Raw genomic sequence first — 26,398 nt, forward strand, 5'->3', positions numbered from 1 at the left:
GATGAAAAATTAAAAAGCGGATAAAAAATCAGCGCTTTGAATTAAGTTTTCATTTTAAGGGGTGTTTATCGGCAAATTAAGAAATATTAATCTAATAATCAGGCTAAAGATTAAATTAAATTCTTTCTGGCGGAATTTTTTCTGGAAATGTTTATTCCGCCAGAATTGCTTGGACAAGAAGTGGGCTTGTCAATTTTCAGGTTCTTTGGGTTGATGTATTTTATAATAGCTTTTTGAAAACTGCGATTTTTCAAAGACCAGTACCACGATCAGCGACAGGCCGAACGGGATCAGCAAATAGAGCAAACGGAACACAATCAAAGCGGCCAAAACATCGGCAGGATCCATATCCGGTAAGCCGGTCATGAAGACGAGTTCCAGCACACCCAAGCCACCCGGTGCGTGGGAAATAAGGGCTGCCGAGAAAGATACCAGAAAAATACCGAGTATAATCAGAAACCCCGGATTGCCGGCTTCTGGCAGGGCAAAATAAATAATGCCGGCCGCGCCGATCAGCTCGACCGGTGCCACAATCAATTGCTGTACGACAATGCTCAATCGGGGATATTCAAGGCGGAATTTGCCTATTTGTAGCGGACGTAATTGCAACCAGCTGCCGAAAATATAAAGCAGCACAAATGCTAACATTACAATTGCAATGCCGATGGCCAGATGTGGTGGCAGATCTTCGCTAAAGCGTTGCAGAATATGCGGCTCCAACAGCAAAACAATGCTGGATGTCATGATGACACCGAGAATGAATGTGAAAGAGCAAAACGCAATCAGCACCGCGATTTCGCTGCCCGGCAGGCCTTGTGAGGAATAAGCCCGATAGCGCACGACAGCGCCGGAAATTACCGATGCGCCAATATTATGGGAGAGGGCATAAGTGGTAAAGGAGCAAAGGGCAATGAAGATCCACGAAATTTTGCGATGCAGATGCAAAAGCGCGATACGATCATAACCGGCCAGCGAACTATAAGCAACAAGCGCTGAAAGAGCCGCTAAAACCCAATGATGGAAACGAATTGCATAAAGACTGTCGATGACGTCATCCAAAGAAATACTGCGTAATTCTTTATAGAGCAACCATGCAGACACAGCGACAGCAATGAGACCGATAACCGGCCAGATATAATCTTTTAATTTCATGCTCTGCTCGCCAATTTCATAACAACCATATATGTCCCCTCCGCGAATTCATTATTGGACGGGACGGGAAATGCCGGAGCACGTCCCGTCCTGTCATGGATCAGGATGCGATTGCAGCCTGATCTTGTTCGTGCTTTTTCTGGCGCTTGATCGACCAGTCTCCAAGGAACAGCAGAATTGGCGCTGCAATGAAGATGGAGGAGCTGGTTGCGATAAAGATACCAAACAGCATCGGCAGGGCGAAATTATGAACGGCACTGCCGCCCCAGATCGCCATTGGCGCCATTGCGAGGAAAGTGGTCATTGAGGTGTAAACACAACGAACAAGTACCTGATTGATACTCATATCGATGATTTCACGCAGTGGTTTGGATTTGTAGAGGCGCATATTTTCACGCATACGGTCATAGACCACCACTTTATCGTTTACCGAATAACCGATGGAGGTGAGAAGTGCTGCAATGGCTGTGAGGTTGAAATCAAGCTGCATCAGCGCAAAGAAGCCCACCAGCTTGGTGGTATCCAACACCAGAGTGGCAATTGCACCCACGGCAAAATACCATTCGAAACGCCACCAGATATAGAAGAGCATCGCGATTGCTGCCAGAACCACCGCAATCACACCCGAGCGTGCCAATTCGCCGGAAACCTTAGGTCCGACAACTTCGGTGCGTTCGATTTTCACATCCGGATAAAGCGTCTGGACGGCTTCACGCATTTTGGAAACAGCAACGGATTGTGCCTCTTCGCCGCCATCCTGACGCTGCATGCGGATCAACACATTGTTCGGGCTGCCTGCTGTTTGCAGGGCAACTTCACCCAGCTTCAAGTCAGTGAGTGTTGAACGAAGCTGGCCTAAATCGGCTGGCTGTGAAGTGACGATTTCAGCCTGAATACCGCCCTTGAAGTCGATACCGTAATTCAAGCCAGGTGCGATAAAGAGACCGATGGAAGCAAGTGACAAGACAATGGAAACGCCAATGCCGAAGAAACGCGCCTTCATGAACTTATAATTGGTGTTTTCAGGCACCAATGAAATAATCGGCTCGATATGCAGCACTTTGATTTTGCGGCGGCGGACAACCCATTCCATGATGACGCGAACGATTGTAATCGCGGTAAACATGGAAATGGCAATACCAAGCATCATGGTAACGGCAAAACCACGCACCGGACCCGTACCGAAGAGGAAGAGTAGTACGGTTGCAATCAGAGTGGTGACGTTTGCATCCACAATGGTGGAATAGGCAATCTTGAACCCTTTATCGAGAGCGGCCATTGCCCCCATGCCTTTACGGGTTTCTTCACGAATACGTTCGTTAATGAGAATATTGGCGTCAACGGCGATACCAATACCCAAAATAATACCGGCAATACCCGGTAAGGTGAGTGTTGCCCCAAGAAGGCTTAGAGCTGACAAAGTTAAAATTGTATGCAGAAGCAATGCGACATTGGCGATGAAACCCCAGATGCCGTAAAGCACTACAATCATCACCGCGACAAGCAAGAAGCCTGCAATACCGGTGTAAAGACCCATTTTGATGGCATCGCCACCCAGATCAGGGCCAACGGTACGTTCTTCAATCACAGTCAATGGTGCAGGCAATGCACCGGCACGCAGAAGGGCGGACAGAACCACGGATTCTTCAACTGAGAAGTTACCGCTGATCTGACCCGACCCACCGGTGATCGGCTCACGGATAACAGGCGCACTCAAGACTTTACCGTCAAGCACGATGGCAAATGGCCGGTTAACGTTTTTGGTGGTGATTTCGGCAAACTGACGGGCACCGAGTGAATCAAAACGGAATGAAACAATTGGTTCATTGGTGCGCTGGTCAAAACCGGCGCGTGCATCAGTCAGGCGTTCGCCGCTCAACGCAACCTGATCTTCAATTGGATATTGCATGCCGTCTTTAGCATCCGGCAGGATAGAAACACCCGGAGGTGGGGTGTCATTGACCGGAACATCGGCGACCATATGGAAGGTCATTTTAGCGGTGGAGCCGAGAAGCTGGCGCAAATGTGCCGGATCCTGAAGGCCTGGTAGCTGAACCACAATACGGTCGGAGCCGACGCGCTGGATGGAAGGTTCGGCAACACCGACCTGATCCACACGCTGACGGATGATCTCAAGGCTCTGTTGCAGTGCTGCATCAAGACGATACTGGAAACCTGCTTCGGTCAGATTAAGACGGATCTGATTGTCTGTCTGGGTAACGTCGATGTCGTTGATAGCCGCACCAAAGCTGTTGGAATTAACCTGAGTGATCAGCGTGCGCAGGGCTGTGTCAGCTTTTTTACGCGCATCTGCATCAGGAATGACAACAACAACGGCATCACCGGCAATACGGATCGACTGTGGCTGGATGCGTTCTGAACGCAGTTTCGAACGTGCATCATCAAGCAGGGAACGCAGACGATCTTTTTTCAAGCCTGCTGCGTCGACTTCCAATACGAGATAGGAACCGCCGCGCAGGTCGAGACCGAGAGTGACTTGTTTTTTAGGGAACCAGCTTGGCATAGCTTCGAGCTGTTGCTGGGTAAAGAAATTGGGCAATGCAATGATAAGCCCGACCAAAACGATCAGGCTATAAAAAGCAATGGCCCATTTGGATGTGCGCATAGTTTTTTATCCGGAAATGACAGCTCTTCTGAAATATTCAGAAAAACCGCTAATGGGTATTTGCAAGTTAAGTTTAATGACAATTAACTTGCCCGAAAAAAGGAAAGCAGAAAGAATTATCGCGTCGAAAAAGGTGGCGCCCGCGCGCCGGTAGAGGCAACGGGCAGGGCGATTAAGTTTTCCGCAAAATAAATGACTTGCAGGCCGGTGTAATATTCGGCAGCAAAATCAAGAAGAACAGCACCAAGAAAAGGATCAGCATTGTCAAAGCGCTGTGGTTTGAATTTATGCTGATAAAGTTCGGCAACAGAAGTGCGGGAAGGGAGATTTGCCGGTGTTGTTTGGTGCCGTCCGCTTGGAGTTATCCGCAAATCAGTCTGGCTGATGGCATCCATCTGAATGATTTGATAGGTTTTATCATCATTCGCGGTGGTGAAACTGCCGATCAGAAACAACGACATCAAAGCAACCAGAATCGAAGAAAGCACCATGAAATCATGTGCTTGCAGCTTCAATCTATGTTTCACATGCTTTGCCAAAAGATGGGGCCTGTGCCGTTGGTGTTGTCATTTGCAGAGTTCTTGTCTGCTGTTAAACTAGCATATAGAAATCTGATTGAGAATCTTCATTAACCAACTGTATCGCTAGCCACAAGGAAAATGCGAATATTATCTTAACCTGATTAGAAAATTCGCCTATGTTGATTAGGCTTACTGATGAAAGCACGCTTTGTTTTTCGTTTGTCACGACAGTTATTTACGAATTGAAAAACATTTTTTTGGATATAGCATTCGATGATAAAAAGGTTTGGGCGGTGAAAGAGTTGAACCGGTTTTTGGGACGCAGGCTTATCGCTTTTCTTTTTATTTGGCTGATTGCAGGGTTTACGTTTGTTGCCCATGCGGAAACGGTGGTTGAAGAAAAACGACCTATTATCAATGAACTGAAGCAGTCTGTCAGTCAGCTCGAAACCCGGCTGGAGCAAAACCTCACCAATGATGAGGAACTGGCCAACATTAAATTGAAGTTGGATGATGCATCAAGAAAGCTTCTTGATATTGGGGTGTCTTACCGGCCAAGGCTTAGCGAAATTAATGCGCGTCTGGAGCAACTTGGCAGTGCGCCGGCCGATTCTGCAAGTGAAGCTGAAGAAGTAACAGAAGAACGCGTTCGTCTCACCAACGAAAAAGCGCAGATCAATGTAGCGCTGGGGGAGACAGAAGATGTCTCCATGCAGGTTCATAAATTAAGCAACAAAGTGGTGACGATAAGGCGCGATCTTTTCACCGGCACGTTGTCACAACGGGTACATATTGATTATTCATTAGGGACTAAGATGACAACCGCTGCCAGCGATCAACTCACGGCGCTGGGCAAAATTGTCCGTTCCTGGTGGCGTTTTGTCGTCTCTTTTAAACTTAACTCGTTTCTGGCGGCCACATTCTTTGCGCTTATGGCCGCGGTACTTCTGGAGCTTGGAGCGCGTTATTTTTTAGGCAGCATCTATCAGCGTGATCCTACTGTTGAAAATCCGACTTATTTGAGTCGCCTGTCCGTTGCTTTCTGGTCAACGTTGATACCATCGGCAGCGGTTGGGGTGTTCTTCGCTACAACATACTTTTTACTTGATTATTTCAATGTTTTACGCAGTGATATTGCGCTGATTTTGCGCTCGATATTCAGCTCAGCCGGACTGGTTTATTTCATTTACAGGATGTCGAAAGCGTTAATCAGCCCCGATATGCCGGTATGGCGGCTGATACCGGTTGCCGCGCGTCCGGGACAGGTCATGCTTGTTCTGGCCTCGACGGCTGCGCTGGTCAACGGGCTTGATTATGTATTTAGTACCGTCAACCAAGTGCTGTCATCGCCTTTGTCGCTGACGATGGCAAAAAGTCTGGTTTCGTCATTGGTTATTGGCGCGCTGATTATTTGGATCGCACTGCTGAAACCTATTCAGGACGACGAAGACGGAGAAATTCGCAGTTGGCCGAAACCGGCTAAAGTTTTGCTGATTTTGTTGGGCTTAGTGCCTGTCATCAGCGCTCTGGCCGGTTATATCGGCTTTGCGCGTTTCGCCTCACAGCAGATTATGGTCAGCGGCGCTTTCTTGATTATGATGTATCTGGGATTTTTGACAGCCCGTGCCATCATTGAAGAAGGTGCGTTCAAGTCAACTAAAATTGGTCAGGGCTTGCAAAACAAGTTCAACCTGGATGACAGTTCGATGGATCAGGCCGGGTTGATCGTTGGTATCATGATCAATTTGCTGGTTCTGCTCATTGGCTTGCCGTTAATTCTGATGCAGCTTGGCTTCCAGTGGAATGAGCTGAAAAATACCTTCTTCCGGCTGATGACCGGTTTCAGCATTGGTGATTTTTCAATTTCATTGACTGGAATATTAACCGGCATTCTTTTGTTTTTTGTGGTCTATTTCTTCACCCGCTGGTTTCAGAAATGGCTTGATACAACAGTGATGGTGCGCGGACGTGTGGATGTAGGTGTGCGTAATTCCATCCGCACCGTAGTCGGCTATATAGGTTTGTGTCTGGCTGCACTGGTTGGAATTTCTGCCGCTGGCTTCAATCTTTCTAATTTGGCACTGATTGCCGGTGGTCTGTCACTGGGTATCGGTTTCGGTTTGCAAAATATCGTGCAAAATTTTGTCTCCGGTTTGATCTTGCTGGCTGAGCGTCCTTTTAAAGTGGGGGACTGGGTTGAAGCCGGTACAGTGAGCGGTACCGTTAAAAAAATCAGTGTGCGTGCAACGGAAGTTGAAACCTTTCAGCGCCAATCGATTATTGTGCCGAACTCGACCTTGATCAACGGTAATGTCGGCAACTGGACACATCATAATAAGCTTGGGCGTATTGAGGTCAATTTTCAGATCCCGATGGTAGATGAACCGCGTCGTATCCATGCGGCATTACTGGAAGTGGTTCGCTCCAATCCGTCTGTTTTGAAAAATCCGGCACCATATGTGGCGCTTAACAATGTCTCTTATACGCTGCTGACTTTTGATATTTATGCTTATTTGGCTGATATCACGAATTCAACCGATGTTAAGAATGAACTGCGTTTCAGCGCTATTGAGCGATTGAAACAATTAGACAAAGAGATTGAAGCAGAAAAAGCCGCCGCTCTTGCAAAAGCCGAAGCTGATATAGAAGCCGAAAAAGATAGCGAGGTGTAATCATAGACTGGGGAACAAAACTTGTTCAGCCAATATTCAGCTTGAGTGTATTATAAATTTAGCATTACTAAGACAGACAGGATGGAGCAAAGGCTTCATCCGATCCAAAAAGGGACGATGGCAACATCGAAGCAAAATGATCAAATTCGGTAAAGTCATGGTCATGACAGTTGTTATTTCTGGAGCTATGAATGCTCTTGCAATGGCCGCGACCGTTACCAACGGCGATTCAACTGCCCAGACCATTGTTGTCACCGAAGGTGCATCCAAGCACGAATTGGTGATTGCGCCGGGTGAAACTGTGAATTTTTGCCCTTCGGGTTGTTTTGTCACCATGCCGGGCGGTGATCGTGAAGCCTTGAACGGAAGTGAAGCCGTAACGATCAGCGGTGGTCAGGCAAAGATTAAATAATCTTTCTTTATCCAGATTTCATATTCTCGCATGATATTAGAAGAAAAGCCCATAATCTGGTGATTGCGGGCTTTCTATTATTATAGTTGTAAAATATTTTTAGCCATGAGCAACCACTTCTCATCTTCAGCGTTATGATAGTATTGCATGTAAAGTTTAAAATGCATCATAAGGAGACAGAAGCTGATGAAACTTTCTCGCATTGCACCCATCGCAATTATTCTTTGCGCTTTTACACTTGTTTCTTGTGCCAACACTGTGCGCGGTGTCGGTCGTGATGTGAAAGGGACAGCTCAAGCGGTTGAAGATACCGTTAAAAACTAATACTTTTATTTTTATTTGATCAACATATGAAAATGGCAAAAACCGCGCTATCCGGAGATGCACGGTCTTGCCAACAAACGCATGGCTCTCACCGAACAATACACTGGTGAGACATACTATAGGCTCCGGTACGCAATACCTTATCCGGAGCATCGAGGCGGTTTGTTGCCGTCTCGATGATCTTTTTAACAGGACATTCTTACCGGATGGTTATCAGAAGCTTAAGTAAGTCTAAAGATTGCACTTTTTTGATCGTTAATTCAGGTTATTTTCGGCTGTTTATTAAAGACTGGTAAAAATTATCCTGCGCATTTGTTTAAAGATATCGGATACGAATTTGTTTTGAACGAGGCTCGTTTTTATCATCGTGAATTCTCGTCATTGGCCTCTATGCATATGTTGCTGATTGCGATAGGTCAGGATTATGACACGTGCAATTATGTTTCAGGGTACTGGGTCTGATGTGGGCAAGACGGTTCTTGTGGCCGGTCTTTGTCGTGTGATGCGCAATCGCGGTTTTAAAGTGCGCCCGTTCAAACCACAAAATATGTCGAATAATGCTGCCGTGACCGATGATGGCGGCGAGATTGGCCGTGGACAATGGTTGCAGGCATTGGCCTGCGGTATGCCGACAAGCGTGCATATGAACCCTGTTTTATTAAAGCCGCAATCCGAAACAGGTAGTCAGATTATCGTGCAAGGCAAAGTCCGTGGGCAAGCAAAGGGGCGCGATTATCAGCGCTTGAAGCCGCAATTTATGGATGCGGTAATGCAGTCATGGCTGCACATTTGCGATGGTGCTGATATTGTCTTGGTTGAAGGTGCAGGTTCTCCGGCTGAAATTAATTTACGTCAAAATGATATTGCCAATATGGGCTTTGCCACCAAGGCCGGTGTGCCGGTGGTGTTGGTCGGTGATATCGATCGTGGCGGGGTGATTGCCTCGCTCGTGGGCACTCATACGATTTTACCCGAACAAGACCGCGCCATGATTGTCGGTTTTTTGATTAACAAATTTCGCGGTGATGTGTCGCTTTTTGATGATGGCTTGTGTTCGGTTACCGAATTTACCGGCTGGCCGTCCTTGGGCGTAGTGCCTTGGCTCAAAGCTGTTGGCCGTTTGCCTGCCGAAGATTCGGTGGTGCTGGAGAAGATGGTTGAACCCCAAGGAAAAGCTCTCAAAATTGCCGTGCCGATGTTGGATCGAATCGCCAATTTTGATGATCTTGATCCTTTGAAAGCCGAACCGGATGTGGAACTGGTGATGGTGCGGGCAGGCGACCCCATACCCTTAGATGCCGGATTGATCATTTTGCCTGGGACAAAATCGACGATTGGCGATCTGAAACGCTTGCGTGAAAATGGTTGGGACGTTCAAATTCATGACCATGTCAAACGTGGTGGTTATGTGATCGGCATTTGCGGTGGTTATCAGATGCTGGGGCAAAAAATCAGTGATCCGGAGCAGATTGATGGTGATATTGCAGAAGCTGAAGGATTAGGCCTTTTGCAGATGGAAACCGTTATGAAAGCCGAGAAGATACTCGGTCAAGTACGGGGTAAGGCGCTTGCCTATGACGCAGCTGTCGACGGTTATGAAATTCATTGCGGTGTCAGTAGTGGTGCAGATTGCGTGCGCCCTTTTGCGCTTGTCGACGGTCGTGCTGACGGTGCCGTTTCTGCCGACGGGCGCATTTTCGGCACATATTTACATGGTCTTTTTGCATCCGACAGTTTCAGGGCAAAATTGCTGGAAAAGCTTGGTGTGCGTGATGCAGGTTTAAATTACCGTGCCAGTGTTGATGATGCATTGAATGAGCTTGCTGATAATTTGGAGCAGTATCTGGATATTGAGGTTTTGTTACAATTAAGTTTGCCTGTGAAAATTTAAACATTGATCCACAGTTCAGACTGTCTCAAGTTGATTGACGATCATTGGTACACAGCATAATGTCAGGCCATTGCATCAGGTTTTCATCATCTTATTTGATGAACGAAGAGGGAATGCGAGAAATGCTTGATATCAAGCATTTTGATAGCAGCCGACCCCGCGACTGTAGAGCGGTGAGGGATGTTGCCATGTGGGTTGTTAATACCCGCAGCCACTGGGAAACCGGGAAGGCGGCTTCATCTTAATGACCCGCGAGCCAGGAGACCTGCCTGTTGTAAAAGGCATATTGCCTGCACCTTAGGGGAGGTTTCCTCGCTGCCTGCACGGAGGTTGTCATGGCTGCACACGCTAACAATAGCGCATCGAATGCGCTTTTTTCACTGATTAGTGTGTATAATTTAAGTGCTGCCCCCCCCTTTCAGGAGGTTTCCTTCTTAAGCAGATCATTATTTGCCTTAAAGGTGAAAAGCTACGCATCAGTAGAAGTCGGGGTTTGAATTAAAATGCCCTCGGCTAAAATTACGCTTGTTCTCGGCGGTGCTCGCTCGGGGAAATCAAAATACGCTGAAAACTGCGCTGAGAACTCTGGTCTTCAGCCTTTTTATATTGCGACAGGGCGCGCTTATGATGATGAAATGCGTTCGCGCATCAATCTTCATCAAGACAGGCGCGGCCTGAATTGGACAACCGTTGAAGAGCCGCTTGATCTGGCGGATGCTTTGCTTAAAACAGCCGCACCAAATCATTTTGTACTGGTTGATTGTCTGACGCTTTGGGTCACCAATCTGATGATGGCGGAGCGCGATATTGAAGCCGAAACAGCGCGGCTTTTAGAGACTTTTCCGAAAACTTCCGGCGAGATATTTTTTGTCTCCAATGAGGTGGGATTGGGTATTGTGCCTGACAACCGGATGGCGCGGGAATTTAGGGATTATGCGGGCTTTTTACATCAGCGTGTCGCAGAAAAAGCTCACGAAGTTTACTTTATGGCGGCAGGTTTGTCGTTGAAAATGAAGGGATAGAATATGCAGGGCCAAAAAATGGGTCAAAAGATTCCGGCTACCGTCATTACCGGCTTTTTAGGATCGGGCAAAACCACGATGATCCGTAATTTGCTGGAAAATGCCAATGGCAAGCGCATTGCACTGATCATTAATGAGTTTGGCGATCTGGGCGTTGATGGCGGCATTTTAAAAGGTTGCGGTATTGAAAGCTGCACCGAAGAAGATGTGATTGAGCTGAATAATGGCTGCATTTGCTGCACCGTTGCCGATGATTTCATCCCGACCATGACCAAATTGTTGGAACGCGCAGATCGCCCTGATCATATTGTGATTGAAACATCCGGTTTGGCACTGCCGCAGCCGCTGGTGGCTGCATTCAATTGGCCGGAAATTAAAACGCAAGTGACTGTTGATGGCGTTGTAACCGTAATTGACGCGGCAGCTGTTGCCGAAGGCCGCTTTGCGGATGACCACGATAAGATTGATGAGCAACGTCAGGCTGATGAATCCCTTGACCATGAAAGCCCACTGGAGGAACTTTTTGAAGATCAGATCCATGCGGCTGATCTGATCGTGCTGAATAAAGCTGATTTGCTTGATGAAGCAGCGCTTGTAGCTGTGCGCAAAGATGTGTCGGAACGTTCATCCCGCCAGACCAATATGGTGTCTGCAAGTTTTGGCAAGATCGGTGCAGATATTCTGCTTGGCCTTGGTGTTGGTTCGGAAGATGATATTGCCAATCGCAAATCACATCATGAAATGCACCATGAAAACGATGATGATCACACCCATAGCCATGACGAGTTTGAAAGTTTTGTGGTTGAAGCCGGTGATGTGAATGATCCGAAAGCATTTGCCGAAAACCTGAAAAAGATCATTGGCAAGCATGATATCCTGCGACTGAAAGGCTTTGCCAATGTGCCGGGCAAACCGATGCGTTTGGTCGTGCAGGCTGTGGGTTCACGCATCGAGCATTATTTTGATCGTCCTTGGGCTGATGGTGAAGCCCGCTCCACCAAGCTGGTGGTGATCGGCGTACATGATATTGATGAAGCAGCAATTGCCAAGTCCGTTCAGGAAGCAGCGTAATCCATGCATCTTTTACTTGCCCAGAAAGGGACAATCGCCGACGGCAGCGAAGCCATCGATTTAGGCCAAAGCCCCGCCGATATTTTGTTTCTTTCTGCGGCTGATACAGAGCTTGCAAGTCTGGCTGCGGCGCATCATTCATTAAGTGATGCGCCGACGCTTCGGCTTGTGAATATGATGTCGCTTTCGCATCCGATGTCGGTAGACACTTATGTGGAGCGCACGGCGCGTTTTGCAAAGCTGATTGTCGTGCGGGTGATTGGTGGTGAAAGCTACTGGCCATATGGCTTGGAAGCGCTGCATGCTTGCGCCGTTAATCACGGCGTTATGCTCGCAGTTTTGCCGGGTGACGATAAGCCTGATGCAAGCCTCAAGCGCTATTCAACTGTCGCCCCGCATGATCTGGATAGTCTGTGGCATTATCTGATCGAAGGTGGCGCACAGAATGCGCGTGGTTTTTTGGAATGTTGTGCTTCATTGATTGATGGGCGCGAGCGTCCGGTGGAAGCCGCACCATTATTGAAGGCCGGTCTTTGGTGGTCGGAAGGTGGGGTTAGATCGGTTGCAGAATTGCGCGAGGTGCGAGCCAACAAATATGCACCGGTGGTGGCGATTTGTTTTTATCGCGCACTGGTGCAAAGCGGCCAGACCAAGCCGATTGAAGCGCTGATCGAAGCGTTAGAGGCGCGTGATCTCAACGTGCTGCCGATCTATATCAGCAGTTTGAAAGACGCGGTTTCAGTGGCCGTTGTTGAGCGCATCTTTGAAGAAGATAAACCGTCGCTTGTTTTAAATGCGACCGGTTTTGCGGTTTCGGTACCGGGCGTCGAGCGCCAACCAACAGTGCTGGAAGCAAGTGGCGCGATGGTGCTGCAAGTGATTTTATCCGGTTCCAGTCTGGAGATGTGGCAGGGTTCGCCGCAGGGGCTTTCCTCGCGCGATCTGGCGATGAATGTCGCTTTGCCGGAAGTGGACGGGCGGGTGTTGACCCGCGCGATTTCGTTCAAGTCAGCGAAGAATTATGATGCCTCGGTGGAAGCCAATATTGTGACCCATGAGCCGGAACAAAGCCGCGTTAACTTCGTGGCGGATTTGGCCAAAGCATGGGTAGGCTTAAGAGAAAAAAATCCGTCGGAGCGGCGAGTTGCGCTGGTCCTTGCCAATTACCCGAACAGGGACGGGCGGCTTGGCAATGGTGTTGGTTTGGACACACCAGCCGGTACTGTAGAAGTGCTGCGCGCGATGCAGGCGCAAAATTATCCGCTGGTTGATTTGCCCGTTGATGGCGAACAGTTGATTGGTGATTTGATGGCAGGCCCCACCAATGCAGCGCTTGACGGGCGCGTGGTGCGCAATACGCTTTCTTTGAATCAATACAATGCTTTCTTTGCTAAACTTCCCAATCAGATTCAGGAAGAGGTGCTCGCTCGTTGGGGCGAGCCGCAAGCTGATCCGTTTTTTATGAACAAGCCTCAAAGCTTTGCTTTGTCGCTGATGCAATATGGCGAAACGCTGGTGGGAATACAGCCTGCACGCGGCTATACTATCGACCCGAAAGAAAGCTATCATTCGCCGGATTTGGTGCCGCCGCATGGCTATCTGGCGTTTTATGCTTATCTGCGTGACGTGGCTAAAGTGGATGCTATCGCCCATATGGGCAAGCACGGCAATATGGAATGGTTACCCGGAAAGGCGCTGGCTTTATCGGAAAATTGTTATCCGGAAGCTGTCTTTGGTGCGACACCGCATATCTATCCTTTTATCGTCAATGATCCGGGTGAAGGCACGCAAGCCAAAAGACGCAGCAGTGCTGTTATTATCGACCATTTGACCCCACCTTTAACGCGCGCTGAAAGCTATGGCCCACTAAAAGATCTGGAAGCTTTGGTTGATGAATATTACGAAGCGTCGGGACTTGATCCGCGCCGTCTTATCCGTCTCAAAGGTCAGATTTTGGATTTAGTGCGTGATATTGGCTTGGATCAGGATGCCGGTATTCATGCCCATGATGATGAAGATTTGGCGCTGCAAAAGCTTGATGCCTATTTGTGCGATCTGAAGGAAATGCAAATCCGTGATGGTTTGCATATTTTTGGTCTGGCACCGGAAGGTCGCTTACTTACCGATTTGCTTGTTGCGCTTGCCCGTGTGCCGCGCGGGATGGCTGTGTCGCTTGGTGGTGCCAAGAGTGATCAAAGCTTACAGCGTGCCATTGCCAAAGATGCACAATTGCTGGACGGTTTCGACCCGCTTGACTGTGCTATGGCTGAGGTGTGGACTGGGGCAAAGCCTGATATCTTGCAAGCGGTGAGCGATGATCTGTGGCGCAATTGCGGAGATACGGTTGAACGCATTGAACTGCTCGCTATAAAACTGGTGAGCGGAGAGATTGAATGTCCGGCTGATTGGGTTGAAACCCAAGCGGTCATGATCAGTATCAATGATGATTTGCGCGCACGGGTGCAATCTTGTGGTGCTGCTGAAATCAACGGTTTTATGGCCGCGCTCAACGGGCGTTTTGTCAATCCGGGCGCGTCCGGTGCGCCAACGCGTGGCCGCCCCGATGTGTTGCCAACGGGGCGCAATTTCTTTTCCGTGGATAGCCGTGCCGTGCCAACGCCAGCTGCTTGGGAATTGGGTAAAAAATCGGCCGAGTTGCTGATCACACGCTATACACAAGATAATGGCGATTGGCCGCGTTCCTTTGGTCTGACTGCTTGGGGTACCTCCAATATGCGCACCGGTGGTGATGATATTGCGCAAGCCCTAGCCTTGATCGGAGTAAAGCCAGTATGGGATATGGCCTCGCGGCGTGTAACGGGATATGAAATCATCCCGATTGCCAAACTTGGCCGTCCGCGTGTGGATGTGACTTTGCGCATTTCCGGCTTCTTCCGTGATGCTTTTCCTGAACAGATTGTACTTTTTGATAAGGCTATCCGCGCTGTCGGTAAGCTGGAAGAAAGCGAAGGCGATAATCCTGTTGCCGCTCGTATGGGTGAAGAAGCGAAAGCGCTGATTGCCAATGGTGCAAGTGAAGCTGAAGCAGACAAACAAGCCGGCTATCGCATTTTTGGCTCAAAACCGGGGGCTTATGGCGCGGGTCTGCAAGCCTTGATGGATGAAAACGGCTGGGAAGCGCGTGGTGATCTGGCGGAAGCTTGGCTTGTCTGGGGCGGTTATGCTTATGGTGCAGGTGAAGAGGGTGACGCGCAACGCGGGTTGTTGGAAACACGTCTCAAAGCAATCGATGCTGTGGTGCAAAATCAGGATAACCGCGAACATGACCTGCTCGATTCTGATGATTATTATCAATTTGAAGGCGGCATGGCGGCAACGGTCGAGCATTTGAGCGGCAAGGCACCTGATGTCTATCATAATGATCATTCGCGGCCTGAACGCCCTGTCATCCGTACTTTGCAGGAAGAGCTTTCACGCGTGGTGCGCGGGCGCGCGGTCAATCCGAAATGGATCGCTGGCGTGATGCGTCACGGCTATAAAGGGGCTGTCGAAATTGCGGCAACGGTGGATTATTTATTCGCCTTTGCTGCCACAACGGGGGCTGTCTCTAACCATCATTTTGAGGCAGTCTATCAAGCCTATATTGTTGATCCTAAAGTGCGGGCTTTCATTGCGGACAGAAATCCGGCAGCATTGCGTGAAATTGCACAGAAACTTGAAGAGGCCATTAAACGGCAGTTCTGGACGCCGCGCTCGAATTCAGCTCGGTTTGAACTGGAAATGATGGCTCATAATTTGATTCCGGAAGGGCAGGCAAATGACTGAAAAAACAGATAAAATACTGGGGATGAGTGAAGAAGAGCTCAATGCGCGTCATGCCGAGAAGATGAAGAAAATCAAAGCGGCGCGTGACAAGATGCAAGCCACCAAAACCGATGAAAAAGGCTTGGTGATTGTCAATACCGGTAAAGGTAAAGGTAAATCCACCGCTGGTTTTGGTATGGTTTTCCGCGCGCTCGGTCATGGTATGAAAATCGGCGTGGTGCAGTTTGTCAAAGGTTCTTGGGATACCGGCGAGCGCTGGGTTTTAGAAAAATTTCCTGACCAAGTAACAATCTCGGCATTGGGCGAAGGTTTTACATGGGAAACGCAGGATCGCGCCCGTGATATCCAGATGGCGCGTGATGCATGGGAGCAGGCGAAAGCCATGATCCTTGATGACAGTTATGACATGGTGCTTTGTGACGAACTGAACATTGTGCTGCGCTATGACTATCTGCCAGTAAGCGAAGTGATCGAAGTGTTGAAAGCCAAGGCACCGATGAAACATGTGATTATCACTGGTCGCAACGCCAAGGATGAGCTGATTGAAGTGGCTGATCTGGTCACCGAAATGGAAATGATCAAACATCCGTTCCGCTCTGGTGTGAAAGCACAAAAAGGCATTGAATTTTAAAATTGAATGCGCTCAAGCTTTATGAAGTTTGAGCGCATGCCATGATGGATAATATGATGGTTGATAGCTGGCAATTTTGGGCGCTTTTATCGGCAGTTTTTGCAGCTCTCACAGCGATTTTTGCAAAAGTGGGTATTCAGGGCGTCAATTCTGATTTCGCTACACTGATCCGCACTTTTGTAATCATTGGTGCATTGAGTGTGTTTTTAAGTGTATCGGGGCAATGGCAATCGCCATCTGAAATTTCGGCCAAGTCTTGGGTATTTTTGGTACTGTCCGGTTTGGCAACAGGCGCTTCATGGCTCGCTTATTTTCGCGCATTGCAAGTCGGTGACGCGGCACGGGTTGCACCGGTTGATAAATTGTCGGTAGTATTGGTTGCCATTTTTGCCGCCGTTTTTCTTGGCGAGCGGATGTCGATGATTAATTGGTTCGGCATTGTATTGATTGGCTGCGGCGTGGTGCTGGTAGCTTTGCGGGTTTAGAAACCCAACCAAAGCCGGATTGGATTATCTGCTTCCATCATGAGGCGGATAGCTAAGCCCAGGCTCACAATAATCAGCAATGGTTTAATGATTTTGGCACCCACCCGCATGGCAAGTGATGCACCGAGCTGCGCACCTGCAAATTGTGCAATTCCCATTAGTAAACCATATTTCCAATTGATCATGACAACCAGCGAGAAGGCAACAAAACTGCCTAAATTGGAGGCGCAATTGAGCAATTTTGTGTGGGCTGTTGCTTTTAAAATGCCGTATCCGGCGATGGAGACAAAAGCCAGCATGAAGAGAGAACCGGTGCCGGGGCCAAAGAGACCATCGTAAAAACCAATCAGTGGCACGATGGTGAGGCCGAACAGAAAAGGTTTCATCCGGCTGGTGCGGTCAATATCACTGATATTGGGCTTCAGCATAAAATAAAGTGCGATCAAAATCAGCAAAATCGGCAAGGCACCGCGAATAATGCTGATCGGTAAAATGGTTGCCAATAAGGCACCGAATATCGAACCTATGAGCGACATTAATGCCGCTGGCCACAGTTCTGATAAATTAATATGCCCTTTGCGGGTGAAGGCGATGGTAGCAGATGTGGAGCCGAAAAGCCCTTGCAGTTTGTTGGTGCCCAGTGCTTCCACCGGTGGCATGCCTGCCAGCAGAAGTGCCGGAATGGTAATCATGCCCCCGCCACCTGCAATAGAATCTATAATACCTGCAACAAATGCAGCGGCGATGAGAAGCAGGGTCAGCTGGTCGAAAAATTCAAACATGATGCAAGCCGGAGAGAGAATGAAGTGGCAAGGCGGTGTTTAGTCCTTCGAAGTCTTAATGGTTTAGCACCAATTAAAAAAGAGCTTGTTTTATGGAAAAAGGCTTGCCAACACTAAACAGGCATTAGCTCAATCAAAACATGCGAAGACTTCAAGAGGGATTATGACAATGGCTGAAAGCTTATTTGACCGGATTTATGCATTTCTGTCACAGAAAAGTGCCGTGCAACGGGTGGCGGAAGATCCGGCAATGGCGGCAGAGCTGTTGTTGCTGATGCATGTGGTGTTTGCCGATGGCGATCAACATCCGGCAGAAATTGCGTCTTTTAAAGAGATCGCTTTTGCCAATTTTGGTATTTCGGCTGAAGAACTGCCGGAAGTTACCGAATATCTTAAAGATTATGCCTATGAGACCAATACGCGTCAGGCGGCGGCGATGCTTGCAGAAATGGCACCGGAGCGCCGCGTGACATTGCTGCGTGATCTGATGACTGTTGCTTGCTCGGATAATGATTTTGACGTGGCAGAGGCAGCGCTCATTAATCGTGTGGCTCAAGTGTTGAATGTCAGTCCGCAGGAATTGCAGGAAGCAAGTACCGCCTCCAAATGCGACCGTTGTTAATGGCGGTTTTAGGCATCGGCTTCAGCAGTGCGGCAACGCCTGCTGAAGTGGCTGAGTTGGCGCGTCATGTGACAGCAGGGTATCAGATTGATGGCATTGCCACCCTTGCATCAAAACAGGGGAGTAATGTGATTGCAGCATTGGAAAAGCTTTTTGATGTGCCGGTTTTCTTTTATGAAGCAAGTGAACTTGAAACGGTAACTGCGCGGCTTAAAAATCCGTCGGATCAGTTGTTTAAGCGAATTGGCTGTCATGGTGTGGCCGAGGCTGCGGCGCTGCTGGCCGCTGGGCAAAAATCAATGTTGATCGTTGAGAAGGTAAGTTTTGCCAATACGACATTTGCAGTAGCGCAATAGCTAATGCGATTATCGCATTAATATATTTGGATGAGTTGGAATTATGGTTGTTCATTTTATCGGTGCAGGGCCGGGTGCTGCGGATTTAATTACGGTGCGCGGCCAGCGATTGATTGAGCAATGTCCGGTCTGCATTTATGCGGGTTCTTTGGTGCCAAAGGAACTGGTTGCTAGTGCGCCGCAAGATGCGCTGTTGATTGATAGTTCCTCGCTTAACTTGGATGAGATCATTAAAGCGATGCGTGATGCGCATGAAAAAGGCTTGAATGTGGCGCGTGTCCATTCCGGTGATCCGTCGATTTATGGTGCAATGGCTGAACAAATGCGCAGGCTTGATGCGCTTGGAATTGATTATGATGTAACGCCGGGTGTGCCGGCTTTTGCCGCCGCCGCCGCCGCCCTGAAACAAGAACTGACCATTCCAGGTGTGAACCAGTCAATCATCTTGACGCGCACTTCGATGAAGTCTTCCGCCATGCCGGACGGTGAGACGCTCAGTAATCTTGGCCGATCTGGTGCGACATTGGTTATTCATTTGTCGATCCGCAATCTGGCAAAAATTGAAGATGAATTATTGCCGCTTTATGGTGCGGATTGTCCGGTGATTGTAGCTTATCGGGTTGGCTGGCCGGATGAAGAATTTATCAAAGGCACATTGGCTGATATTCGCACCAAGATAGAAGAACATGGTGTTAAACGCACCGCGATGATTTTTATCGGCCGTGCTTTGGACGCAAAGAATTTTCGTGATTCAGCCCTTTATCATGAGAGCCATCAGCATGCACTGCGTGGAGGCGAACCGAAAAGCTGATAGACAAAGCTCAGCACCGCCTCGGCATCTTCGACAATGTGGCGCGCAACAGGTGTGGGGCGCTCAATCATCAAAACATTGATTGCCAGCTCGCGTGCTGCACGGATTTTTTGATAAGATGCTGTGCCACCCGAATTGCGGCAGACAAGATGGGTGATTTTGTGCTGACGTAACAAGTCACACTCATCTTCAAAACCCATTGGCTTTGCCAGAATAATTTGATGGTTCAGCGGCAATGCCACTTCAGCCGGATCAATCATCCGCATGATAAAATGCACATCATCACGGCTTTGAAACGGCGCAATATGCTGACGGCCAAGCGCTAAAAATGCGCGTGCGCCACTGGGCAACAAGCGTGCGGCCTCTTCTTCTTTATGGATTAACTGCCAGAGGTCTTGTGGTCGTTGCTGCCATGCGGGGCGTTCAAGCCGGATAAGGGGGCAACGGGTTCTGTCGGCTGCTTGCCGCGCATTAGCAGAAATTTGCTTGGCAAAAGGATGTGTCGCATCAATGATGAGATTGATGCTTTCTGCAAGAATATAGGTGCTCAAACCATCTGCGCCACCATAACCGCCACTGCGTACCATGCCTTCAACAGGCGATGGGGTGGCGGTTCTGCCAGCCAGTGAAGTGATGGTGTGAAAACCCTGCGCATTTAACACCTGCGCCAGCTTAGCCGCTTCCGTGGTGCCGCCAAGCAACAGGATTTTACAATCAAAGGCGGGCAAGGATGGTGCCTTTACGGTCTGTGACAATAATCTCGACCTCAACTGCTGCGCCACGCAATGTGTTGAGTGCTGTTTCTTGTGCTTTTTGTGCAATGGCTTGCGGCAGGGCGAGATCAATCTTTTGAGTCATTTCAAGTACTTCAAGCGCAGTGTTCGCAGATAGAATCATCTCGCGCATATCATCAGGTGCACCAAGTGTTTTTGCCGTTTCCCACAAGAAGCCCATATCGACTTGACTGCGGGCAGAATGCAGATCAAGCGCGCCTTGAGCAAGCTTGGTAAGTTTCGCAAAACCACCGGCAAGCGTTAATTTATCAATCGGATGGTTACGCAGATATTTTAAAACGCCACCGGCAAAATCACCCATATCCAAAATGGCGAAATCAGGCAGGTTATAAATATCTTGCGCTGCTGTTTCTGACGTGGAGCCGGTCGCGGCAAGAACATGTTTTTGCCCTTCAGCGCGTGCCACATCAATGCCGCGATGGATGGAATGGATCCATGCCGAACAGGAAAACGGATTGACCACACCGGTGGTGCCTAAAATTGAAATGCCGCCGACAATACCAAGACGCGGATTCCATGTTTGTTTGGCAATTTCTTCGCCATCCGGCACAGAAATCATAATCACCAAATCAGCGGGCAAGCCGTATTGAGCGCAGATTTCTTCGCAAATTTCGGTCATCATTTTACGCGGCACCGGATTGATCGCCGCTTCACCGGGCGGAATCGGTAGTCCAGGACGGGTAACTGTACCGACACCATCGCCGGCCTGAAAAATAATACCTGTGCCGGGAGGAGCCGGAAAAACCGTGGAGATGATTGTCGCACCATGGGTGACGTCAGGATCGTCACCTGCATCTTTGACAATACCTGCCATGGCATAGCCCTCACCCAAGCTTTCCAACACAAGCGGAAAGAAAGGCACTTCACCTTTGGGCAAAATTATACCGACAGGATCAATGAACTCGCCGGTAATCAATGCAGTCAGAGCTGATTTGGTTGCAGCTGTAGCGCAGGCACCCGTTGTCCAGCCTTTGCGCAGCGCTGGTGCATCGGTTTGCACTTCATGTTCATTGTCTGGTTCTGTCATCTCACTCATAGAGGTCTTATAGTCGATTATGCGGCCGGACACAGAGAAAATTTATGCAAATAAGAGCAATTCACTATTCAATTCCGCTCAATATCCGATAACAGTGATATCAATGAAATTTTATGATGCATGAAGAAGACCGCATGAACAAGCAAGCAAAACAGGATCTGCTGCCCGAACTGGAACAGGGGCAAGTATGGCTGGTCGGTGCCGGTCCCGGTGATCCTGGCCTTTTGACACTGCATGCCGTACGCGGGCTTGAGCAGGCGGATGTGATTGTCTACGATGCTTTGGTGGATGAAACCTGTCTGCAATTTGCCAATGAAAATGCTGTGTTGGAATATGCTGGAAAACGCGGTGGCAAACCATCGGCCAAACAGCGTGATATTTCTTTGCGGTTGGTGGAACTGGCACGTCAGAACAAGCGTGTTTTGCGTCTCAAAGGCGGTGATCCTTTTGTGTTTGGCCGTGGTGCCGAAGAAGCGCTGACATTGGTTGAGCACGGTATTAAGTTTCGCGTTGTTCCGGGTGTGACCGCCGGTATCGGCGGATTGGCTTATGCAGGTATTCCGACAACGCACCGGACGATCAATCAAAGTGTAACATTTTTAACCGGACATGATGCCAATGGTGTGATGCCGGATAAGATGGATTGGCACAGTATTGCGCGCGCTTCACCAGTGATCGTCATGTATATGGCGATGAAGCATATTGGCGAAATTACACGCCGCCTGATTGAAGCAGGGCGCGCACCTGATGAGGCTATTGCATTTGTGTGCAATGCGTCGCTTAAAAATCAACATGTCTTGGAAACCACCTTGGAAAAGGCGGAAAAACATGTGCGTGAAGCAGGATTAGAGCCGCCAGCCATTGTGGTGGTGGGCGAGGTGGTTAAACTGCGTGAAAGCCTTGATTGGTTGGGCGCGCAAAGTGGTCGCCTTTTAAACAATGATGAACTGATACGGAAAAATGAACAGGGAGAAGTTGCATGAAGGGCTTTGTGATAGCCGCACCATGTTCGGGTTCCGGTAAGACAACAGTAACGCTCGGGCTGTTGCGTGTATTGAAAGATCGCGGCCTGCCGCTGGCACCGGCCAAAATCGGCCCTGATTATATTGATCCGGCTTTTCATGCCGCTGCCAGTGGTGCCAGATGTTTTAATCTCGACCCGTGGGGTATGCGCAGTGAACTGATCAGTGCTTTAGCAGGCCGTATGACCGAAGGCGGTAAATTGCTGATCGCTGAAGGCATGATGGGGCTTTATGACGGTGCGATTGACGGTACCGGCTCTGCGGCTGACTTAGCAGAATTACTAGGCTTGCCCGTCATTCTCGTTGTTGATTGCGCTCGCCAATCGCATTCAGTAGCCGCACTGGTGCAAGGTTTTGCCAATTTCCGTCCCGACATCATGGTAGGCGGTGTGATTTTAAACCGTGTCGGTACGCCGCGACATGAAAAAATGCTGCGCGAAGCGTTGAGCCCCTTGGGCATTCCGGTTGTCGGCGCCATTCCGCGCATTGATAGCCTGACCTTGCCGGAGCGTCATCTGGGACTCGTACAGGCCAATGAACATGGCGATCTCGACGCTTTTATTGATAATGCTGCATCGGTCATGCGTGATCGGTTGGATTTCGTGCAGTTGGAGCGCATTTGGAAAAGTGTGCGTCTGCATGGCACAATGGCCAATGTCACCCGTCTGCCGCCATTAGGCCAGCGTATTGCTGTGGCGCGTGATGATGCTTTTGCTTTTGCCTATACCCACTTGATTGATGGCTGGGTACGTCGCGGGGCTGAGGTTTCGTTTTTCTCGCCGTTGAAAGATGAAGCGCCAATGGCTGGATGTGACGCGGTTTATTTGCCGGGTGGCTATCCGGAATTATTTGCGGAATATTTGAGCAATGCATCGCATTTCAGACAGGAAATGCAGCGCTTGGCTGCTGAAAATGTGCCGATTTATGGCGAGTGCGGCGGCTATATGATGCTGGGCGAAACTCTGGAAGATGCGGCTGGAAAAAAGCATAAAATGCTTGGCCTTTTGCCGCTTGAAACCAGCTTTGCCCAACGTCGTTTGAATTTGGGCTATCGCAAACTCAAACCATTGGCCGGTGCGCCTTGGCAGATGGAATTGCGTGGCCATCAGTTCCATTATGCCTCTATTGTGCGTGAAGGGACTGCGGAGCCGCTTTATCAAGTTCGTGATGCGATTGATGAAGATCTGGGCGTGGCAGGTTTACGGCTTGGCTCAGTTTCGGGGTCTTTCATGCATGTGATTGATATGGTCGGAGACGATCAGTGACCACATTGGTGAGCAATCGCGCGCCGGAAAAAGTGTTTCATGGCGGCGGTATTGATGCAGCAATCGCTCATTTTGGCGGCGAATTTTCCGGTTGGCTTGATCTGTCAACAGGCATCAATCCGGAAAGCTTTGCGCTGCCGGACTTACCTTTGAACCTGTGGCATCGTTTGCCCGATGAGAGCGTGCTGCAATGGGCTTTATCTGCGGCACGCGGATTTTATGGGGCTGAACCGCAAGCACCGCTTGCGACAGCGCCGGGCACCCAAGCGCTTATTCAAATCATGCCGCTCTTGGCTGACGCGGGCGACATGGCGATTTTAACGCCGACCTATCAAGAATATGCTGCCAGCTTTCAACGTTCCGGTTGGAATGTGCATTCTTGTGCCGCACTTGAGGATATTCCGGAGCATGTCTCGGTTGTCGTGGTGGTCAATCCGAATAATCCGGATGGCCGTTATATTTCGGCGAAACAATTGTTGAACCTAGCGCGTGAGCTTGGCCGTCAAGGCGGCTTTTTGATCGTTGATGAAGCGTTTGCCGATGTACATGAAGGCGCTTCTTTAGTGTCTTATGCCAAAGATGAGCCGCTGATTGTGCTAAAATCTTTTGGCAAGTTCTTCGGCCTTGCCGGTGTGCGTTTGGGCTTTGCCTTTTCCAATCTTGAGCTTATCGAAAAGATTGCAGCGCGCTTGGGGCCATGGGCTGTATCTGGCCCTGCTTTGGCCATTGCACAGGCTGCTTTCACCAGTGAAGATTTGGATAGTTTCCGTCGCCGGATTGAAGAGCGGCGCGAGGGATTGTCGGCGGTATTTGCCCGTTGCAATTTAGAGGAAATTGGCGGAACCAATTTGTTCTCGCTGGTGCAATGTGAGGAAGCCCACGCACTATGGCAGCATTTGGCAGAGCAGTATATTTGGGTGCGCAAATTTGATTATGCGCCCAATTGGTTGCGGGTGGGGCTTGCGAAAGAGCCAGCCGATTTAAAACGTCTGGAAGACGCGCTCTTGACATTTAAAGCTTGATGATTTGATTCAAGGTTCTCGGCTAAGATCATGGAAATAAAGCTGATTATATTGTTTTTGGCGATTTTGTTGGATCGCATAATTGGTGATCCGGCATGGATGTGGGCGCGGATCCCGCACCCGGTTATGATCTTTGGTAAGCTGATTAGCTTCTTTGAAAAGCGTTTAAACCATAAAGATCGGATGCCGCAAAATCTGCGACTGCGCGGCACATTGGCAATGCTATTTTCGATATTGTTGGTTGGCGGATTGACCTTTGGTTTGCAATTGCTTTTGCGCCAACTAAACCTTGCTGGCGCTATCATTGAAACCTTGATTGTGATGGTTTTTCTGGCGCAAAAAAGTCTGGCAGACCATGTGCAGGCAGTGGCGATAGGCTTGCGTGAGGGAGGCTTGGTAAAAGGGCGCGATAAGGTTTCAATGATTGTCGGGCGTGACCCGCAAGACTTGGATGAGGGCGGTGTCTCGCGTGCAGCCATTGAAAGTCTGGCGGAAAATGCTTCCGATGGGGTGGTTGCTCCGGTCTTTTGGTATCTGCTTCTGGGCTTGCCGGGATTGCTCACCTACAAGCTTATCAATACGGCTGATTCCATGATTGGTCATAAGAATGAACGTTATCTCTATTATGGTTGGTTCGCGGCCAGATTTGATGATCTGGTCAATCTCATTCCGGCCAGATTGACGGGGCTGTTAATAGTCTTGGCTGTGCTGGTGACCCGTGGTTTGACGTCTGCACGAAATTGCTTTCAGGTTATGTGGCATGATGCGGGTTCGCACCGCTCGCCCAATGCCGGTTGGCCGGAAAGCGCATATGCTGCCGCCCTTGGGCTCGCATTGGCAGGGCCACGCCATTATTATGGTCAGCTTGTTGCCAGTCCGACTTTAAATGAAGGCGGACGAAGGGATGCAAAAGCGGATGACATTGATGCAGCGGTCAGGCTTTTCTGGCAAACGATGAGTGTGATGGCTGTTATGGTTGGCATTACAGCATTTGTTGTTTGGCTGGCCTAATTTTCGACCGGTGCAAAATCTTTGCCATTGAATCGATGCAGTCGATTGGGATTGTCGCTGCGCATACCGTTTTGATTAAAGCGAATAGTGCCGAGGATAGTCTCAAAAGCGGTAGAAGATAAAATCTCGGCAATGGGCAGGTGTTTTTCTTGCGACAGCTTTTGTGCCTGATCAGCTATCTGCATTGTGGCAAAACCGGCTGTCAGATAAGTGTCGACAATTTCGCCGCGATCTTGCATTTCTTGTCTGAAGTTCTGTGCTGATTTTAATGATGCTGGGGCAAGGGGTGCCACCATAAAAGTGTCGGTTGAAAGCGGTAGGCCGTTCGGGATTGCGTTCAATAAAGCACCGCCGGCAATAATCAACGGATAATTCAAGCCCTTAGCACTTTGTGCAATTGCGGCTGCATCATCGGCTTGTCCGCCGATAAAGACATGGCTGGCACCGGCACGACGCAACCGCGAGACAAGCGCATTTTGATTGGTAAGGCCGGGGCGGTAAGTATCGGTAAAAACCGGTGCGAGTTGCTGCTCTTTGAGTGCATTCAATACGCCAGCCGCCAGTTCACGCCCTTCAATCGTACCGTCATCGATAATCGCAAAAGGCTCTTGTTTCCAGAGGCTGCCAAGAACAGAACCGGTGGCAGCAACCTCTTTTTCCATGCCGGTTGCCAAACGATATACCGGTGGAGAGAAAGGTTTTCTTTTTTCAAGCAGTGTTCGTTCCTGCACACCGCTGCTGAGCACGGGAATATTATTCTGCTGTAAAAGTGGTAACGCAGCTTCAAGCGCTTCACTGCATATAAAACCAGTGGCAAGGGTAATTTTTTGCTCAACAAAGCGCTCTGCCACTTGTTTTCCACCTTCCGAAGAGCAAGAATCATCTGCAATAATAAGGGTGGCAGCATTGTTATGGGCTTGTTTAGCGCCCTTAACCAATTGTTCGCCAAGCATTGCAAAGGAGCCGGAAAGTGGTGCTGCAAAGCCAATTTTGGTTTCATCAGCCCGCGCGACACCAGCCGCATTAAAAGTTACGGTCAGAAAACTCACTATCATCAGGGCTTTTGCAGAGCCGGACATCATGG

General features: G+C 49.2%; 22 protein-coding genes, 1 pseudogene and 1 riboswitch. Of the genes and pseudogenes, 16 read left to right on the forward strand and 7 right to left on the reverse strand.

Annotated elements, in window-relative coordinates:
- Nucleotides 1-189: 189 nt before the first annotated feature.
- From JNC77_RS06235 to JNC77_RS06245, 3 genes are all read right to left on the reverse strand, one after another.
- A complete protein-coding gene (locus JNC77_RS06235) occupies nt 190-1,152 on the reverse strand; it encodes a lysylphosphatidylglycerol synthase domain-containing protein (RefSeq protein ID WP_374830602.1) in 963 nt (320 codons plus the stop codon).
- A gap of 100 nt (nt 1,153-1,252) precedes the next feature.
- Nucleotides 1,253-3,778 (reverse strand): protein translocase subunit SecD, encoded by a 2,526-nt coding sequence (gene secD / locus JNC77_RS06240; RefSeq protein ID WP_374830604.1) that lies wholly within the window; start codon nt 3,776-3,778, stop codon nt 1,253-1,255.
- 116 nt (nt 3,779-3,894) lie between these two features.
- Nucleotides 3,895-4,305, reverse strand: coding sequence for a hypothetical protein (locus JNC77_RS06245; RefSeq protein ID WP_374830606.1), 411 nt, complete (start codon nt 4,303-4,305; stop codon nt 3,895-3,897).
- 323 nt (nt 4,306-4,628) lie between these two features.
- Between JNC77_RS06245 and JNC77_RS06250 the strand changes: the two are divergent.
- The 9 genes and pseudogenes from JNC77_RS06250 to JNC77_RS06290 all read left to right on the forward strand — a co-directional run.
- Nucleotides 4,629-6,968: pseudogene (locus JNC77_RS06250) on the forward strand (mechanosensitive ion channel family protein); the annotation flags it as partial.
- Between the two features lie 160 nt (nt 6,969-7,128).
- A complete protein-coding gene (locus JNC77_RS06255) occupies nt 7,129-7,383 on the forward strand; it encodes a hypothetical protein (protein WP_374831113.1) in 255 nt (84 codons plus the stop codon).
- A gap of 186 nt (nt 7,384-7,569) precedes the next feature.
- Nucleotides 7,570-7,707: an entericidin EcnAB gene (locus JNC77_RS06260; protein WP_374830608.1), complete on the forward strand. Its 138-nt coding sequence runs from the start codon at nt 7,570-7,572 to the stop codon at nt 7,705-7,707.
- A gap of 424 nt (nt 7,708-8,131) precedes the next feature.
- Nucleotides 8,132-9,598, forward strand: a complete 1,467-nt coding sequence (locus JNC77_RS06265) for a cobyric acid synthase (RefSeq protein ID WP_374830610.1) — start codon at nt 8,132-8,134, stop codon at nt 9,596-9,598.
- A gap of 60 nt (nt 9,599-9,658) precedes the next feature.
- Nucleotides 9,659-9,885: riboswitch (cobalamin riboswitch) on the forward strand.
- Nucleotides 9,886-10,101: 216 nt separating this feature from the next.
- Nucleotides 10,102-10,620: a bifunctional adenosylcobinamide kinase/adenosylcobinamide-phosphate guanylyltransferase gene (cobU, locus tag JNC77_RS06270; RefSeq protein ID WP_374830612.1), complete on the forward strand. Its 519-nt coding sequence runs from the start codon at nt 10,102-10,104 to the stop codon at nt 10,618-10,620.
- 18 nt (nt 10,621-10,638) lie between these two features.
- Nucleotides 10,639-11,691: a cobalamin biosynthesis protein CobW gene (gene cobW, locus JNC77_RS06275; RefSeq protein WP_374831115.1), complete on the forward strand. Its 1,053-nt coding sequence runs from the start codon at nt 10,639-10,641 to the stop codon at nt 11,689-11,691.
- Between the two features lie 3 nt (nt 11,692-11,694).
- Nucleotides 11,695-15,477 carry a cobaltochelatase subunit CobN gene (cobN, locus tag JNC77_RS06280; RefSeq protein ID WP_374830614.1) on the forward strand — a complete coding sequence of 1,261 codons (3,783 nt, stop codon included), beginning with the start codon at nt 11,695-11,697 and terminating at the stop codon, nt 15,475-15,477.
- The gene (cobO, locus tag JNC77_RS06285) at nt 15,470-16,108 is read left to right on the forward strand and encodes a cob(I)yrinic acid a,c-diamide adenosyltransferase (protein WP_374830616.1); all 639 of its coding nucleotides are present in this window, start codon (nt 15,470-15,472) and stop codon (nt 16,106-16,108) included. Before cobN ends, cobO begins: the two co-directional genes overlap by 8 nt.
- A 56-nt stretch (nt 16,109-16,164) precedes the next feature.
- Nucleotides 16,165-16,593 (forward strand): EamA family transporter, encoded by a 429-nt coding sequence (locus tag JNC77_RS06290; protein WP_374830618.1) that lies wholly within the window; start codon nt 16,165-16,167, stop codon nt 16,591-16,593.
- Here JNC77_RS06290 and JNC77_RS06295 read toward each other — a convergent pair.
- Nucleotides 16,590-17,375, reverse strand: a complete 786-nt coding sequence (locus JNC77_RS06295; protein ID WP_374830620.1) for a TSUP family transporter — start codon at nt 17,373-17,375, stop codon at nt 16,590-16,592. The two genes, JNC77_RS06290 and JNC77_RS06295, sit on opposite strands and share 4 nt — an antisense overlap.
- Nucleotides 17,376-17,544: 169 nt before the next feature.
- On the opposite strand from JNC77_RS06295, the gene JNC77_RS06300 reads away from it, so the two are divergent.
- Genes JNC77_RS06300 through cobM form a run of 3 tightly spaced genes read left to right on the forward strand, consistent with a single transcriptional unit; the run spans nt 17,545 to nt 19,164 of the window.
- The gene (locus JNC77_RS06300) at nt 17,545-17,997 is read left to right on the forward strand and encodes a tellurite resistance TerB family protein (protein ID WP_374830622.1); all 453 of its coding nucleotides are present in this window, start codon (nt 17,545-17,547) and stop codon (nt 17,995-17,997) included.
- On the forward strand, nt 17,982-18,353 hold the full coding sequence (locus tag JNC77_RS06305; protein WP_374830624.1) for a cobalamin biosynthesis protein: 372 nt from the start codon (nt 17,982-17,984) through the stop codon (nt 18,351-18,353). The genes JNC77_RS06300 and JNC77_RS06305 overlap by 16 nt, the downstream gene beginning before the upstream one ends.
- Before the next feature lie 43 nt (nt 18,354-18,396).
- Nucleotides 18,397-19,164 carry a precorrin-4 C(11)-methyltransferase gene (gene cobM, locus JNC77_RS06310; protein WP_374830626.1) on the forward strand — a complete coding sequence of 256 codons (768 nt, stop codon included), beginning with the start codon at nt 18,397-18,399 and terminating at the stop codon, nt 19,162-19,164.
- On the opposite strand, the gene JNC77_RS06315 is transcribed toward cobM, so the two are convergent.
- Both JNC77_RS06315 and JNC77_RS06320 read right to left on the reverse strand, forming a co-directional pair.
- Nucleotides 19,128-19,892 carry a cobalt-precorrin-6A reductase gene (locus JNC77_RS06315; protein ID WP_374831117.1) on the reverse strand — a complete coding sequence of 255 codons (765 nt, stop codon included), beginning with the start codon at nt 19,890-19,892 and terminating at the stop codon, nt 19,128-19,130. The two genes, cobM and JNC77_RS06315, sit on opposite strands and share 37 nt — an antisense overlap.
- Complete coding sequence (locus tag JNC77_RS06320) at nt 19,879-20,985, reverse strand: cobalt-precorrin-5B (C(1))-methyltransferase (RefSeq protein WP_374831119.1); 1,107 nt, start codon at nt 20,983-20,985, stop codon at nt 19,879-19,881. Before JNC77_RS06320 ends, JNC77_RS06315 begins: the two co-directional genes overlap by 14 nt.
- A 143-nt stretch (nt 20,986-21,128) precedes the next feature.
- On the opposite strand from JNC77_RS06320, the gene cobA reads away from it, so the two are divergent.
- Genes cobA through cbiB form a run of 4 tightly spaced genes read left to right on the forward strand, consistent with a single transcriptional unit; the run spans nt 21,129 to nt 25,314 of the window.
- Nucleotides 21,129-21,977: a uroporphyrinogen-III C-methyltransferase gene (gene cobA / locus JNC77_RS06325; protein WP_374830628.1), complete on the forward strand. Its 849-nt coding sequence runs from the start codon at nt 21,129-21,131 to the stop codon at nt 21,975-21,977.
- On the forward strand, nt 21,974-23,281 hold the full coding sequence (locus JNC77_RS06330) for a cobyrinic acid a,c-diamide synthase CobB (RefSeq protein ID WP_374830630.1): 1,308 nt from the start codon (nt 21,974-21,976) through the stop codon (nt 23,279-23,281). Before cobA ends, JNC77_RS06330 begins: the two co-directional genes overlap by 4 nt.
- Nucleotides 23,282-23,286: 5 nt before the next feature.
- A complete protein-coding gene (gene cobD, locus JNC77_RS06335; RefSeq protein ID WP_374831121.1) occupies nt 23,287-24,303 on the forward strand; it encodes a threonine-phosphate decarboxylase CobD in 1,017 nt (338 codons plus the stop codon).
- Nucleotides 24,304-24,333: 30 nt separating this feature from the next.
- Nucleotides 24,334-25,314, forward strand: coding sequence for an adenosylcobinamide-phosphate synthase CbiB (gene cbiB / locus JNC77_RS06340; protein WP_374830632.1), 981 nt, complete (start codon nt 24,334-24,336; stop codon nt 25,312-25,314).
- On the opposite strand, the gene JNC77_RS06345 is transcribed toward cbiB, so the two are convergent.
- Nucleotides 25,311-26,396 (reverse strand): ABC transporter substrate-binding protein, encoded by a 1,086-nt coding sequence (locus JNC77_RS06345; protein ID WP_374830634.1) that lies wholly within the window; start codon nt 26,394-26,396, stop codon nt 25,311-25,313. The two genes, cbiB and JNC77_RS06345, sit on opposite strands and share 4 nt — an antisense overlap.
- Between the last annotated feature and the right edge of the window lie 2 nt (nt 26,397-26,398).

Origin of the sequence: Paenochrobactrum pullorum (genome assembly GCF_041929845.1) — a bacterium.
GTDB lineage: Bacteria > Pseudomonadota > Alphaproteobacteria > Rhizobiales > Rhizobiaceae > Paenochrobactrum > Paenochrobactrum pullorum.

Bases quoted from the DNA above. Each gene is read 5' to 3' on its own strand.
- cobW (WP_374831115.1), top strand. From the start codon at position 10,639: ATGGGTCAAAAGATTCCGGCTACCGTCATTACCGGCTTTTTAGGATCG.
- JNC77_RS06305 (WP_374830624.1), top strand. From the start codon at position 17,982: ATGCGACCGTTGTTAATGGCGGTTTTAGGCATCGGCTTCAGCAGTGCG.
- cobA (WP_374830628.1), top strand. From the start codon at position 21,129: ATGAACAAGCAAGCAAAACAGGATCTGCTGCCCGAACTGGAACAGGGG.
- JNC77_RS06255 (WP_374831113.1), top strand. From the start codon at position 7,129: ATGGTCATGACAGTTGTTATTTCTGGAGCTATGAATGCTCTTGCAATG.
- cbiB (WP_374830632.1), top strand. From the start codon at position 24,334: ATGGAAATAAAGCTGATTATATTGTTTTTGGCGATTTTGTTGGATCGC.
- JNC77_RS06345 (WP_374830634.1), bottom strand. From the start codon at position 26,396: ATGATGTCCGGCTCTGCAAAAGCCCTGATGATAGTGAGTTTTCTGACC.
- JNC77_RS06295 (WP_374830620.1), bottom strand. From the start codon at position 17,375: ATGTTTGAATTTTTCGACCAGCTGACCCTGCTTCTCATCGCCGCTGCA.
- JNC77_RS06260 (WP_374830608.1), top strand. From the start codon at position 7,570: ATGAAACTTTCTCGCATTGCACCCATCGCAATTATTCTTTGCGCTTTT.
- JNC77_RS06265 (WP_374830610.1), top strand. From the start codon at position 8,132: ATGACACGTGCAATTATGTTTCAGGGTACTGGGTCTGATGTGGGCAAG.
- JNC77_RS06320 (WP_374831119.1), bottom strand. From the start codon at position 20,985: ATGACAGAACCAGACAATGAACATGAAGTGCAAACCGATGCACCAGCG.
- cobO (WP_374830616.1), top strand. From the start codon at position 15,470: ATGACTGAAAAAACAGATAAAATACTGGGGATGAGTGAAGAAGAGCTC.
- JNC77_RS06235 (WP_374830602.1), bottom strand. From the start codon at position 1,152: ATGAAATTAAAAGATTATATCTGGCCGGTTATCGGTCTCATTGCTGTC.
- JNC77_RS06300 (WP_374830622.1), top strand. From the start codon at position 17,545: ATGGCTGAAAGCTTATTTGACCGGATTTATGCATTTCTGTCACAGAAA.
- cobU (WP_374830612.1), top strand. From the start codon at position 10,102: ATGCCCTCGGCTAAAATTACGCTTGTTCTCGGCGGTGCTCGCTCGGGG.
- cobN (WP_374830614.1), top strand. From the start codon at position 11,695: ATGCATCTTTTACTTGCCCAGAAAGGGACAATCGCCGACGGCAGCGAA.
- cobM (WP_374830626.1), top strand. From the start codon at position 18,397: ATGGTTGTTCATTTTATCGGTGCAGGGCCGGGTGCTGCGGATTTAATT.
- JNC77_RS06330 (WP_374830630.1), top strand. From the start codon at position 21,974: ATGAAGGGCTTTGTGATAGCCGCACCATGTTCGGGTTCCGGTAAGACA.
- secD (WP_374830604.1), bottom strand. From the start codon at position 3,778: ATGCGCACATCCAAATGGGCCATTGCTTTTTATAGCCTGATCGTTTTG.
- JNC77_RS06290 (WP_374830618.1), top strand. From the start codon at position 16,165: ATGGTTGATAGCTGGCAATTTTGGGCGCTTTTATCGGCAGTTTTTGCA.